Annotated in this window: 12 protein-coding genes and 1 pseudogene; 6 read left to right on the forward strand and 7 right to left on the reverse strand. The window is 70.9% G+C overall.

Annotation, left to right across the window (positions count from 1 at the left end):
• The first annotated feature begins 126 nt into the window (after positions 1-126).
• The gene (locus tag ACZ3II_RS33805; RefSeq protein WP_465522985.1) at positions 127-1,332 is read left to right on the forward strand and encodes a pentapeptide repeat-containing protein; all 1,206 of its coding nucleotides are present in this window, start codon (positions 127-129) and stop codon (positions 1,330-1,332) included.
• A gap of 255 nt (positions 1,333-1,587) precedes the next feature.
• On the opposite strand, the pseudogene ACZ3II_RS33810 reads toward ACZ3II_RS33805, so the two are convergent.
• A pseudogene (locus tag ACZ3II_RS33810) lies at positions 1,588-1,698 on the reverse strand (hypothetical protein); the annotation flags it as partial.
• Between ACZ3II_RS33810 and ACZ3II_RS33815 the strand changes: the two are divergent.
• Complete coding sequence (locus ACZ3II_RS33815; protein ID WP_465523384.1) at positions 1,677-1,850, forward strand: hypothetical protein; 174 nt, start codon at positions 1,677-1,679, stop codon at positions 1,848-1,850. The pseudogene ACZ3II_RS33810 and the gene ACZ3II_RS33815 overlap by 22 nt on opposite strands.
• A gap of 46 nt (positions 1,851-1,896) precedes the next feature.
• Here the strand turns inward: ACZ3II_RS33815 and ACZ3II_RS33820 are convergent, their stop codons facing one another.
• A complete protein-coding gene (locus tag ACZ3II_RS33820) occupies positions 1,897-2,757 on the reverse strand; it encodes a MerR family transcriptional regulator (protein ID WP_465522987.1) in 861 nt (286 codons plus the stop codon).
• 72 nt (positions 2,758-2,829) lie between these two features.
• Positions 2,830-3,426: a VHL beta domain-containing protein gene (locus ACZ3II_RS33825; RefSeq protein ID WP_465522989.1), complete on the reverse strand. Its 597-nt coding sequence runs from the start codon at positions 3,424-3,426 to the stop codon at positions 2,830-2,832.
• A 109-nt stretch (positions 3,427-3,535) separates the two neighbouring features.
• Between ACZ3II_RS33825 and ACZ3II_RS33830 the strand changes: the two genes are divergently transcribed.
• Complete coding sequence (locus ACZ3II_RS33830; RefSeq protein ID WP_465522991.1) at positions 3,536-4,849, forward strand: serine hydrolase domain-containing protein; 1,314 nt, start codon at positions 3,536-3,538, stop codon at positions 4,847-4,849.
• 6 nt (positions 4,850-4,855) lie between these two features.
• Here ACZ3II_RS33830 and ACZ3II_RS33835 read toward each other — a convergent pair whose 3' ends face one another.
• The gene (locus ACZ3II_RS33835) at positions 4,856-6,823 is read right to left on the reverse strand and encodes a cellulase family glycosylhydrolase (RefSeq protein ID WP_465522993.1); all 1,968 of its coding nucleotides are present in this window, start codon (positions 6,821-6,823) and stop codon (positions 4,856-4,858) included.
• Positions 6,824-6,921: 98 nt separating this feature from the next.
• On the reverse strand, positions 6,922-7,554 hold the full coding sequence (locus ACZ3II_RS33840) for a ThuA domain-containing protein (RefSeq protein ID WP_465522995.1): 633 nt from the start codon (positions 7,552-7,554) through the stop codon (positions 6,922-6,924).
• A gap of 38 nt (positions 7,555-7,592) precedes the next feature.
• Here ACZ3II_RS33840 and ACZ3II_RS33845 point away from each other — a divergent pair, with 38 nt between their 5' ends.
• Positions 7,593-8,480, forward strand: a complete 888-nt coding sequence (locus ACZ3II_RS33845; RefSeq protein ID WP_465522997.1) for an NAD(P)-dependent oxidoreductase — start codon at positions 7,593-7,595, stop codon at positions 8,478-8,480.
• A 76-nt stretch (positions 8,481-8,556) separates the two neighbouring features.
• Here the strand turns inward: ACZ3II_RS33845 and ACZ3II_RS33850 are convergent, their stop codons facing one another.
• Positions 8,557-9,732 carry an MFS transporter gene (locus ACZ3II_RS33850; protein ID WP_465522999.1) on the reverse strand — a complete coding sequence of 392 codons (1,176 nt, stop codon included), beginning with the start codon at positions 9,730-9,732 and terminating at the stop codon, positions 8,557-8,559.
• A 16-nt stretch (positions 9,733-9,748) separates the two neighbouring features.
• Between ACZ3II_RS33850 and ACZ3II_RS33855 the strand changes: the two genes are divergently transcribed.
• The gene (locus ACZ3II_RS33855) at positions 9,749-10,804 is read left to right on the forward strand and encodes a LacI family DNA-binding transcriptional regulator (RefSeq protein WP_465523001.1); all 1,056 of its coding nucleotides are present in this window, start codon (positions 9,749-9,751) and stop codon (positions 10,802-10,804) included.
• Positions 10,805-10,948: 144 nt separating this feature from the next.
• A complete protein-coding gene (locus ACZ3II_RS33860) occupies positions 10,949-11,710 on the forward strand; it encodes a hypothetical protein (protein WP_465523003.1) in 762 nt (253 codons plus the stop codon).
• 302 nt (positions 11,711-12,012) lie between these two features.
• Here the strand turns inward: ACZ3II_RS33860 and ACZ3II_RS33865 are convergent, their stop codons facing one another.
• Positions 12,013-12,336 (reverse strand): STAS domain-containing protein, encoded by a 324-nt coding sequence (locus ACZ3II_RS33865; protein ID WP_465523005.1) that lies wholly within the window; start codon positions 12,334-12,336, stop codon positions 12,013-12,015.
• Positions 12,337-12,514: the final 178 nt, after the last annotated feature.

Here is a 12,514-nt window from a genome sequence, read left to right on the forward strand (position 1 = left end):
CTGTCTCGCCATCCGCCTTTCCGGCTCCCCGGTCACCGGGGCGAGTGGCCGGCGATCGTTCGCATCGGCCGGACTGAACGTGACGCCGACGATGGCCTCATGGGAGTTTTGAAACCGTACCCCCGGATGGCGATCGCTCTGATCGTCGTCGGTCTATTTCTGGACTTCCGTGCGTGGGCCTGGATGGGCGATGCCGGTTCATTCTTGCTGGACCACCGGTTCTTGGTCCTGTTCGCGGCACCTGCCGTTCTGCTCCTGGCTGCTCGACGGATCGGCGAGTGGTGGGCGCGGAGGAAATCGGGTCCCGACCCATACTTCGACGACATGCGGTGGCCATGGGTGCTCACCTATCCCGGGGTGAGCGCGGCCGCCTTGGCTGTTGCCGGCATCGGAGCGGTAGCGCTGGTGATGATGCTGAAGGTGGCGGCTGAGGCCACTCCGGCGGTGCGGCCCGGTCTGCAGATCGATGCGATCAAGTACGGCCTTGGACTCTTCGCGGCGGCCGGCGCGGTGGCGGCGCTCCTGCTGGCGTTACGTCGTCAACAACATCTGGAGCGTGCCCAAGCGCATACTGAACTCGACGCGGCCGAGCGTCGATTCACCGATCTCTACACCAAGGCCGTCGAACAGCTGGGTTCGGCCGACGCCGCAGTACGGCTTGGTGGGTTGTACGCCCTGGAACGGGTGGCGCAGAACGATGTGGAACAGCGGCAAACCATCGTGAATGTATTGTGCGCATATCTCCGTATGCCGTATGCGCCGCCTGCTGCCGAGCGGCAGGAGGGACCTGGCAGCGGCGACCTTCCGCTGCACCATGGAAAACCGGCACCGGATTTCGGCAGAGACGCGAAGTTGGAGCTTCAGGTCCGATTGACCGCGCAACGGATCCTTGTCACGCACCTGATCTGGACCTATCCTGAAGAGGTCGACTCGGACCGGTATTTCCGGCCCAGCCGGCGCAACGGTTTCTGGCCCGGCCTCGACCTGGATCTGACCGGAGCCACGCTCATTGATTGGGCCTTGCACAAAGGCCGCCTGAGAAAGGCTCAGTTCGAGGAAGCCGTCTTCGTCGGCCACGCCGACTTCGGCAAGGCAGTGTTCGCCGGCGACGCCCGTTTCGAAAGAGCCACCTTCCAGAAGGGAGTTCGTTTCGACAGGGCTGTCTTCCACGGCGACGCGCTTTACGCCGATGTAGTCCTCATGGAGGCATCAACTTTCACCGGGGCACGGGTTCATGCGATGGCCGATCGAAACTATGTCTGGCCTCCAGGCTGGAAACTGGCGATGGACGATCCCGGCGAATGGAAAGGGCGGGTTGTATCCGATCCATGAGTTGGCCGGCCGGGTCCGGCGCCCAGTGTCTTCCAGCGGCCGGTCAGGATCGCGACGTCGCGTTCGCCCTGCCGTCTCGTGCCGCAGCGCGTCAGGGGCGATCGACCCGGTAAAGGTGATGCCAGGGATCGTCGATCGGGTCGCCGGGTTCGAGGTTCCCCGCACCGACCCGGCGCAGGCCGGCCTTCTCCAGCGCTCGCCGTCGAGCATGGCGAGGAGGTCCTCGGACGGAGTCTCGCCGCGGGCCGCCGGTCCGAAGTCGCGCTCGACCGCCTCGGGAGTGGCCTCGTGGTTCCACCACCGGGCGACATGGGGCTGCTCGAGCCATCGTCGCAGGAGTGGGAATGCGGACTGTTGCCCTCGCACTGCCTGAGGTGGACGAGAAACCGCAATTCGGGATGCCGGCGTTCCGCGTCGCCGATAAGGGTTCCGCCTCTGTGACCAAGGATCATCGGCGCTTGTTCCTGCACCTCGACGTGGCCGACATCGAGAAGGTGCTCGGCCGTTACGAGTCGTAGTCGCGCCGGATAGGCGTCCGTGAAACAACCCGCCCGGCCGGCCAGCTCAGGTGGTGGACAGCTTCTCGGCCAGTTCCATGCAGCGCAGGCGGGCCGGGGAGAAGTCGTACGGCATCTTGCGGATGGCCTCGACCGCGCTCATCGCGCCGGGATCGGCACCGGAGGGGGCCGGGTGCAGAGTGTCCCAGGTGTCGAAGAGAGCCTCGTCGTCCTTGTCCAGGCCGGACTCCTCGATGACAGTGTGCAGGGCGTTCTCGAAGGCGTGCCGTTCGGCGGCCACCTGAGCCACCCGGGGATCGTCGACGGCGACGCTGTCGTCGAGGGCCTCCTCGGCGGCGTCGATGCGGTCCGACTCCTCCCGCAGCGAGGGATGTGTGGCCAGGACGATGAAGCGGGTGGCCTGGACGGCTGCGCCGAGCGGGCCGAAGATCCGCTCGGTGACCAGCAGGGTGTCCAGGTCGGCCTGGCGCAGGGCGCCGTCGGGCAGGTTCGTGAGACGGTCGGTGACGAAGTCGGAGAGCAGACCCATCCGGCTGCCCTCGGCGCGCATCCGCTGCACGGCGGCCCGCTGCCGCCGCACCTGTGCCTCCTGCTCGGCGAGGGTCTCCGCCAGCCGCTCCAGAATGCCCGCGATATCGTCCACGCCGGCGGGACCGACGGAAGCCGCGCCGGCGGTGAAGGCGTCACGGATGTCGTCCAGGGCGATCCCCGCATCCGCCATCTTGCGGATCCACAGCAGGCGGATCATGTCCTCGTACCCGTAGCGGCGGCGGCCGTCGCCGCCCCGCTCCGGCTCCGGGAGCAGGCCGATCTCGTGGTAGTGGCGGATCGCCCGGGGTGTGCTGCCGGCGAAGGCCGCCGCGTCACCGATCTTGACCTTGCGGGGTGGCAGGAAAGACGAGAGCACGAGCGGGGACCTTCCCTCAGCGGACCGGGACGTGCGTCCACTGCACCACATGCCGTTACGGCAGGTGCAACCTCAGCTGATGACCGCCTGGGCCACCTCGGGCGTCGCCTGGTACACCGCGATCGCGGTGCCGTCGGGCCGGCTCACCACCCAGCGGTGACCGGCGTACGTCGGCTGGTCGTAGCTCTCACCGGGCGGCAGATCCACGTACCGCACGCGTTTCTGCTGGTAGTCGATCCAGCTGACGGTGACCTGATCAGCGGTCGTGTTGCGGAACCGGATCGACGTCATGTCGCCGTAGGTCACGTCGGGGGCCAGGGTCTCGGAACTGCCCGGTTGCGCCACGAGCTCCGGCAGCCCGGCGGCCGGCGGCGCCTCGGGGATCGGGGCCTCGGCGACCGGGGCCGCCACGGCGGGAGCGACCGCCGACGGGGCCTCCGGCTCGGGCCGGGGCTGCGCGGACATCGCCACCAGCCCGCCGAGCACCGCGACGCCGAGGGCGACGGCGGCGACCACGAGACCGGTCCGGAACCGGGTGTCGCGGGGTGGCGCCGTAACCGGAACCACGTACGGCTGGTAGGGGTCGGGCAGCGGCGGCTCGGCGGCGTCCATCGGCACGTGCAGCGGCGGCTGGTACGCCTGCGGGATGTCGCGCGGTTGCTCGCTCACCCCATCGATCCTAATAGGTTCACGCTTGTCTCCGGCTGTCGTCATGGCTGTCTCGCGGGCGCTGAGACAGTCGTGACAACCAGCCGGCCGAGTCTGCGATCATTCTCGGGTGCATGTCACCCGACGTACCGTTCTGGCCGCTGCCGGCGCCGCCACGCTCGCCGGCTGCGCGAGCCAGAGCCCACCGTCCGCGGCGGGACAGCCGCGGGCCTCCGGCGCCGTGCCCACCAAGGTCGACCCGTCGCAGGCGAAGGCCGCCGTACGGAACGCGAAGGTCACCGCCGCGTACACCGAGGCGGTCACCGGCATCCTGAACCGCAACCTGACACCCACCCCGCAGAACCCCGAACATCCGGGCTATGCCGGGGCGGTGGCGCTGACCATGGTGAACGGGCGGGTCACCATGCACACGGCGGTCGGCCACGCCCTCCGTTACGCCGCCGGGCCCCGGGAGCTGCCGGCCGCCGAACGGGTCGCCATGCGGCCGGACTCGATCTTCGACCTGGCCTCGCTGACCAAGGTGTACACCGCGATCCTGGTGCTGCGCCTGGTCGACCGGGGCGCTGTCGACCTGGCCGCGCCGGTGCAGCGGTACCTGCCGGGGTTCACCGGCGCCGGCAAGGACCGGGTGACGGTGGCGATGCTGCTGGCGCACACCGGCGCGCTGCCGGTCGGCGCGAAGGTGACCGGCCTGCCCGACCAGGCTGCCCGCCGCAAGGCCGTGCTCACCACCCCGCTGGTGCCCGGCGCGGTGCCCGGCGACGCGTTCCGCTACTCCAGCACCGGCCTGATGGTTCTCGGGCAGCTGGTGGAGAAGCTGACCGGGAAGTCGCTGGACCGGGCGCTGGCCGACGAGGTGCTCACCCCGCTCGGCCTGACCGACACCGGGTTCCTGCCGCTGAAGTGGCTGACCCCGGCGGCCCGCGCCCAGCGGCTGGTCGCCACCGACGCCCGCAGTTCCCGGGGCCTGCTGCGCGGGGTCGTGCACGACGACGTCTGCGATGTGCTCGGCGGGGTCGCCGGGCACGCCGGTGTCTTCGGCTCCGCGCGGGACGTGGCGGTCATCGGGCAGATGCTGCTCGACGAGGGGATCTACGACGGCAGGCGGATCCTGTCGGCGGACATCGTGCGGCGGATGCTGGCCAACGCCAACAAGGGCAAGCGGGCGTACGACGCCGAACGCCCCGGCCGCCCCTCCGACCACGGCCTCGGGGTGACGCTGAACCAGCCGTGGTTCATGGGCCGGCTGGCCGGGCCGGCCACGTTCGGGCACACCGGGTTCACCGGCACGTCCCTGCTGGTGGAGCCGCGCCGCCGGCTGGTGCTGGTGCTGCTCACCAACCGGGCCCACCCGAACTGGAGCTGGGCGAACCCGGATCCGGTGCGTGCCGCCGTCGCGGACGCCCTGGCCGCGCATCTCTGACCGTCGTCACTCGGCCCGGACGTGGTCGATGTCGACGGTGCCCGGGTTGACGTAGATCCACAGCACCCGGACGTCGGCCAGCGCCGCGCTGTCGCAGGACATCGCGGACAGCAGGTCGATGGTGGCCGTGGTGGTGGTGTCCTGGCCGACCCAGCTGAAGTTGGACTGGCACCAGGCGAAACCGTCGCCGGTCTGCACGGCGATGGCCGCGTTGGAGCCGGCGGCCGGCCCGGTCCGCAGGTCGTATTTCAGCGCGGTACGGGTGGACAGGTCGATCGGTTCGGCGAAGGTGACGCCGAACCAGCCGCCGTCGGCCGCGTTTACCCGCAGCCCGTGCGTGCCGTGGGTGGCGAAGGCGGTGGTCTGCTCGACGGTGCCGCCGTTGGCCTGCCAGGACGCGGACGCCCAGCCCTCGGTGCCGGTCTCGAAGTCGGCGAGCACCGCGACGGCGGACGGGTCGGGTTTGACGGTGACCGTCACGCCTGCCACGTTCGACAGGCGGCCGGCCTGGTCACGGACCGTGTAGGAGGCGGCCGCGCGCCCGGCGTACCCCGGCAAGGGTGTGAAGGTCAGGTCGCCGGAGGCGGCTGTGGTGAAGCTGCCGCCGGTGACCGTCAGTGTCTTCTGCTGTCCCGCGGCGGCCGGGTCGAGGTCGATGCTCGCCGGCCGGACCTTGGTGCGGTACGCGATGTCGTTCGCCGCCGGTTTCAGCGTGATCGGCGTGCCGGACTCGGTGACCGCGGTGTCGTGGTCGGCGACCGGCGGCAGGGACCGCTGCCCCGATGCGATCTCCTTCGACGCGTTGCCGATGGTGGTGCAGACCGGGCTGGGGCAGTAGACGGTGAATCCGTCGTAGTCGGGATAGAGCGTGCCGTCGTCCTGGGAACCGGAGAGGATCCAATACAGGAAACCATTTCCCCCGGTACGGGTGAACTCGTTCAGCCATTGCTGGTAGACCGGGTTCCGGGTGTTCTTGTCCTTCCACCCGAATTCGCCGAGCATCACCGCTTTCCCGAGCCGGGCGGCCTCCCGGTTGTGCCGGGCGATGTATTCGGCGCCCCATTGCGCGGTGCGGTTGCCCCAGCCGTCCGGGTACAGGTGGTACGACATGACGTCGATGGCCGGCAGTTTCGTCAGCGCGATGCTGTCGATGCCCTCGCCGCAGTTGTCGATCCAGTCCGGAGCGTCCGGCCCGTCGCAGAAGAATCCCTCGTCGCCGACGCTGACCAGATGTCTCCGGTCGATCGCCTTGATGTGCCGGGACATCTCGTCGGCCCAGGAGGTGATCGTGTCGGTGGTGCAGTCCGGGCTCTGCGGGTAGATGCCGGAGCCCTTGCAGCGCGGTTCGTTGCCGAGTTCCCACGTCATGATCGTGGGGTCGTCCTTGTACTTCACCCCGGTGATCGTGTTGGTGCGGTTGAGGACGTGGTCGAGGTAGTCCTTGTACCAGCCTTTGATGACCGGGTCGGTGTAGAAGTCGTCGTGATGCGACCCGCCGCGCCAGCGCACGTATTGGTCGATGCCGCCGAAGTCGGACCAGTTGTTGGTCAGCGGCAGCACCAGTTTCAGGCCGTGCCGCCGCGCCGAGTCGACGACGTAATCGAGGCGTTCGAGACCGTTCGGCCCGTCGTTGTAGGCCGGTTTCGTGCCGTCCCAGTACTGGAAGTAGACGCCGTCGGGGGCCGGGGCCACCGCATCGCTGCCGTCCTTGTTGCCGATCAGCCCGAACGCCCAGGTGCGCAGCACGGTGAAATCGGCCGCCCGCGCGTCGGCGAACACGTCGTCGACCATCGCGCGGCTCTTGTAGAACAGGTAGTAGTTGTTGGTCCCGCCGAAGCGGAACGTCTTCCCGTCCAGGGTCAGCCGGTGGCCGTTGCGCACCACGAACGAGTCCGGGGCGGCCGCCACCGCCGGTGTGGTCGCGGTGAGCGAGGCGGCCACCGCCAGCAGGGCGGCGGCTATCCGACGGCGCATGTGCAGATCCCCTCGTCATCGACTGTGGCCGATGTCACGGTAGGGCGCGGATCGCCGCCGGGGCAACGCCTGCGGGTCAGAAAGTTGAGGAGTTTAAGTTAGTCGCCGGCGGTCCAGCGGATGCCGTTGGCCACGTGGCCGCGGAACAGCGCGTCGGACCAGGCCGCCGTGCTGTGGCCGAGCGCCGTGTACCAGCTGCGGCCGGCTCCCACTGAGCGCCACCAGGCCTGCGGGTGCGGGTCCGGCATCGTGTGCTCGGCGGGGAGATAGGTGCTCTCGTCGACGTCGAGCAGGATGGTGGAGCCGGGGCGGACGTCGGAGAACGCGTACCACTCGTCGGTGAACGTCCAGGACTCCGGGAGGTGCGCGGTCGAGGGGTGGCCGTTGTCCACCCGTACCGTCGCTCTCTGCACGCCCTCCGGATGACCGGCGAACCGGGCGCCGAGCAGGTCCGCGTACCAATCCCAGGACGGCTCCGTGCCGGCCGCCGCATGCACCCCGGCGAAACCGCCGCCGCCCTCCACGAACGCCCGCAGCGCGTCACGGGCCCGGTCGTCGAGGATGTCACCGATGGTGGAGACGAACGCCACGGCGTCGTACCGGGCGCAGGCGGCGACGTCGGCCGGATCCTCCGACACGGACACCCGGAGCAGGTCACTATCGGTCAGCGCGGCGACCGCGTCCGGGATCGAGTCGTGCCGGTAGCCGGCGGTCCGGGTGACGACGAGCACGCGAGGGATCATCGGGTTCCTCTCCGAAAAGGACGACAATGGCGATCATGAGCGAGAAACTCACCGTCAGTGTGCTGGGTACCGGGATCATGGGTGCGGCGATGGCCCGCAACCTCGTCCGGGCCGGCCACACCGTCCGTGTCTGGAACCGCAGCCGGGACAAGGCCGAACCGCTGATCGCCGACGGCGCCCAGGTCGCCGCGACGCCCGCCGAGGCGGTCCGCGACGCCGATGTCGTGCTGACCATGCTGTACGACGGCGACGCCGTGCGCGAGGTGATCCGGCAGGCCGCGCCCGGGCTGCGTACCGGCGCCGCCTGGGTCCAGTCCACCACCGTCAGCCTGGAGTCCGTCGCCGAGCTCGCCGGGATCGCCGCCGAGCACGGGCTGGCCTTCTTCGACGCGCCGGTGCTCGGCACCCGCCAGCCCGCCGAGGCCGGGCAGCTCACCGTCCTGGCCGCCGGCCCCGCCGACCGCCGGGACGCGGTGACGCCGGTGTTCGACGCGATCGGCGCGCGTACCGTGTGGACCGGCGACGGAGACGCCTCGACCCGCCTCAAACTGGTCGCCAACAGCTGGGTGCTGGCCGCCACGCACGGCGCGGCCGAGGCACTCGCCCTGGCCAAGGGCCTCGGCGTCGACCCGGCGGACTTCCTCGCGCTGATCGCCGGTGGCCCCGTCGACATGGTCTACCTGCACGCCAAGGCCGCGCTGATCCTCGAGGACCGGCTGTCGCCGGCCAGCTTCGCCGTGGTCACCGCCGCGAAGGACGCCCGGCTGATCGTCGAGGCCGGAGAAGCCGCGGGGGTACGCCTGGACGTGGCCGCCGCCGGCGCCGAGCGGTTCCGCCGCGCCGCCGCCACCGGCCACGGCGACGAGGATATGGCCGCGTCGTACCACGCCAGCTTCACCGACGGCTCGCGGTAACGGGTGATACCGGGTGATCTCAGGGATGGAGCTGATGACGCCGCGCCTCGTGTCGGCCGCCGGCCAGGAAGTCAGCTCATCCGGTCGTGACGGCTCGGCGGCCGGACCACAGCAGCAGCACACACAGCACGACCAGGGCCGGTAGCAGGGCGAAGGCGCTGGACAGGCCGTACGCGTCGGCGAGCGTGCCGAGCAGGAACGGCGAGGCGGCGGCGACCAGGCCCAGGATCACCTGGGACCGGGCGTTGGCGAGATCCTCCTGGTCACCGGCGGCGTCCAGGGTGAGGGCGAGGCCCAGCGGATAGAGGTTGGCGATGCCGGCGCCGCACAGGAACAGGGCGGTCACCGCGAGCGCCGGCAGGCCGGTGAGCCAGAACAGGGTGGAGCCGGCGGTGGTCAGCGCGAGGGACCCGTACAGCAGCGGGGTGGTGCGGCCCTGGCCGCGGGTGAGCCGGGCGCCCACCACCCGCCCGACCAGGATGCCCAGGTAGTTGCTGCTCAGCGCGGTGCCGGCGGCGGCCGCGGACATGCCGGCCGCGACCAGCATCTGCGGGCCGAAGTAGACCAGGCAGAACTCGACGGCCGATCCGACCGCGGTGAGCAGGGCGAACAGCCAGCACGCGAGGGGCAGGCGGCCGGTCGTGCGGCCGGTCGTGCGGGCGGTGGACGGTTGCGGCAGGCTGATCCGCCGGTACCTCAGCCACAGCGCGGCGAGCACCACGACCGGCACCGCGAACGCGGCCCGCCAGCCCAGCACACCGGCCGCGAACGCGCCGAGGACCAGCGGGGCGATCACCGCGGACGCGCCGGCGCCGATGTTGGCCTCGGTCAGCGCCCGGTCCCGGCGGGGGCCGTGCCGGTCCGACAGGATCGCCTGGATGACGGTGAGCATCATGGTGCCGGCCAGGCCGAACAGCGCCGCCGCGGCCAGCGTGACCGGCACCGACGGGCCGATGGTGAACAGGGCCGCCCCGCCGACGGTGGCCAGCGCCGCGCCCCACAGCAGCGCCCCCCGGGTCAGGCGCCGGGCGGCCGGGGCGAACAGGACGCCGGCCAGTGCCGCTCCCAACGACCACGACACCGAATGAAAGCCCACTGCGGTGTACGAGAAACCGAGCTCGTCGCGGAGCAGGGTGACGGCCGGGCCGAACGCGTACAGCCAGAAGGTGTAGCTGCCCAGGGCGGCGTACGACAGGACGGTTGCCGCGTCCCGGTGGAACGGCTTCGCCGCAGTCTCTGTGTATCGATACACAAGTAGAGTGTGCGCCATGACCCGCGCCACCGGCAACCCGAGACCGCGACCGACCATGCGCGACGTGGCCACGGCCGCCGGAGTCTCGCCGATGACGGTCTCCTACGCCTATTCGCAGCCGGACCGGGTGTCGGCCGAGACCGCGGCGAAGGTACGGGAGGCCGCCGACCGCCTCGGGTACCCCGGCCCGCACCCCGGCGCCCGTTCCCTGCGCCGCGGCCGGGCCGGTTCCCTCGGCGTCGTGCTCGGCGAACGGCTCAGCTACGCCTTCGACGATCCGCAGGCCGCCCGATTCCTCGCCGGGGTGTCCGACGTGTGCGCGGCGGAGGGGGTGGGGCTCACCCTCGTACCCATCAATGGCGCGCCGTCCGACGCGCAACGCGTCGCCCAGGCCGCCGTGGACGGGTTCGTCGTCTGGACCACCAGCGACGACGACCCGGTCCTGGCCGCCGTCACCGCCACCGGCCTGCCCGCGGTGATCCACGCCGGCCCGGGCCGGCCCGGCCTGCCGGTGGTCGGCATCGACGACCGGGCCGCGGCCGCCGAGGCCGGGCGCACCGCGTTCGCCGGCGCCCGCCGGCCGGTGGTGCTCGGCTTCCCGCTCGACCGGGACCGCGCGCGGGTGCTGCTGCCCGGCGACCGGATCGGCGAGGTGCGGTTCCCGGTGACCCGGCATCGGTGGGAAGGTTTCCGGGACGCCTGGACCGGCGCCGGTCACCCCGCGGGCGGGCTGCGGCTGGCGGTGTGCCCGGTCAACGACATCACCGAGGGTGAACGCTTCACCCTCGAGTTGCTGCGCGGCGACCAGCCACCGGACGTGATCGCCGCGATGAGCGACGAACTGGCGCTCGGCGCTCTGCGTGCCGCCGCCACGCTCGGTGTGCGCGTGCCCGCCGACCTGGCCGTCACCGGCTGGGACGACAGCGACACCGCCGCGCCGGCGGGCCTGACCACCGTCGCCCAATCGCTGCGTGACCAGGGGGCCCACTGTGCCCGGGTGGCTCTGGGGCGGGCCACGGTCACCTCGTTCCGGCACGCGTGGCAGATCGTTCCGCGGGCGACCACGCGATGATCCGGTGGGGGTACGGCGCTTGACCGGGCCGAGCCGGGGAAAGGCTCAGGGACGGCGGCAACGGATCAACAATCGTGTGAAAAGCCGCTAAACGGGGTAATACCGTACGCAGTCGTGATGGTTTTCGAATGGGGGAGGAGCACGATGACGCAGACTCCGACTCGTGTGCGGCAGCCGCTGGCCGAGGCGCTGACAGCACTGGCCGAGACACCTGACGACGTGCCCGGCATCGCCGACGACCTGCAGAAGGTCGCCCGGCTGGCGGCCGACCGGATCGCCGCCGTCGACTATGCGGCGATCGTCCGGCGGCCCGACGACGGCACCTGCCTCGTCGCGGCGGGCGGCGAACTGGTGCAGGGCGTCGACAGCGTGGCCCGGGCCGCGCAGGAGAGCATGGGGCCGGCGGACGCCTGCCGGTCCAGCAGCGGCACCATGATCTGGCCGGGCTTCCGCGACACGGCCGCCGACCTGGGACTCGGCGTGATGTCGGTTCCGCTGTTCGCCGGCAGCGGCGCCACGATCGCCACCCTCGACCTGTACGGGCGCGACCCGGACCGGCTCGCGCCGCTGGCCGCCGGGATCGGCGCCGCGTACGACCCGGACCTGCCATGGCCCGGCGAACACGACGGCACGCGGTCCATGGAACCCGGCGCCGCCGAACTGATCGCGGGGTTCACCGAGGCGCTGTCGGTGCGCCAGAGCATTCAGCTCGCCCTGGTGCTGCTCGGCGCGGGCGAGCAGACCGGCTCTGCGGAGGCGTATCCGAAACTGCGGATGCGCGCTGCCGAGGAAGGTGTCACGCTGCTGGCCGCGGCGTCCGCGGTCATCGCGCCCACCCTCGCCGGTCCTTCTGCCGCTGGTCCCTCTGGCCCTTCCGCCTCCGGCCCCTCTGCCGGGACTGACTGAGAAGGCCGGCCCGCTCGTTTCTGCGGGCGACGCTGATGATCGACGTGACCGGGCGTGACCTCGACGACGGCGGCATTTAGGCCGCCGATGTCTCGTCCGAAGGGATCAGCCCTGTTCGGCGATAGCGGCCCCCGGTGACCCGAACCGCCGGGTGGAATGATCGGGTTCGGTCATCCCGCCCGGGGTCAGCGGACGAGGACTCGTTGAGAGCAGTGCTCTCCCACTGGTTCGGTGCTCCGCGGGTGCCTGCCGCCACGGCTGATCGGCGGTAGCCGGCGTGGTGGCGGGTGGGCTCTGAGTCGCTACAGGATGTGACGGATGCGGTTCAGGGGGACACCGGCGGCGGTGAGCAGGTCGGCGAGGCCCGCGGAGGTGTGGTCGAGGAAGACGGCGACCTGATGGTCGTCGCCGAGCAGGCAGGCGGCGGCCAGGGTGCCGAGGTTGATCGCATCGAGTTCGCGGATGTCGGCCAGGTCGAGGACCAGGCGGGCGGGGCGGGTGTGCCGGATCGTCTGGACCAGGGTTCGTTGCAGGCCGGCGGCGTCGTCGGCGTCGAGAAGGCCGTGGGGGTGGATCACGATGGTGCCGTCGGAGTTGGTGATGACGTCAAGCGTGCTGGCGCCCATCGCGGAAACCTTCCGTTCACCGGATCTTTGCGCGGCGTCAACGTTAGGTCTTCGGGCGGGGCGCGTCGAGCAAAGTCGGGAAAGTTCACCTGGGCATAGCTGATTCACCGGTCGGCGGTCGCGCTGTGTGAGCGAAAGACGCGGAAGGGGAGGGTGGGTGCTCCCGGCGTACACAAAA

This window comes from Actinoplanes sp. NPDC019969 (assembly GCF_055562375.1).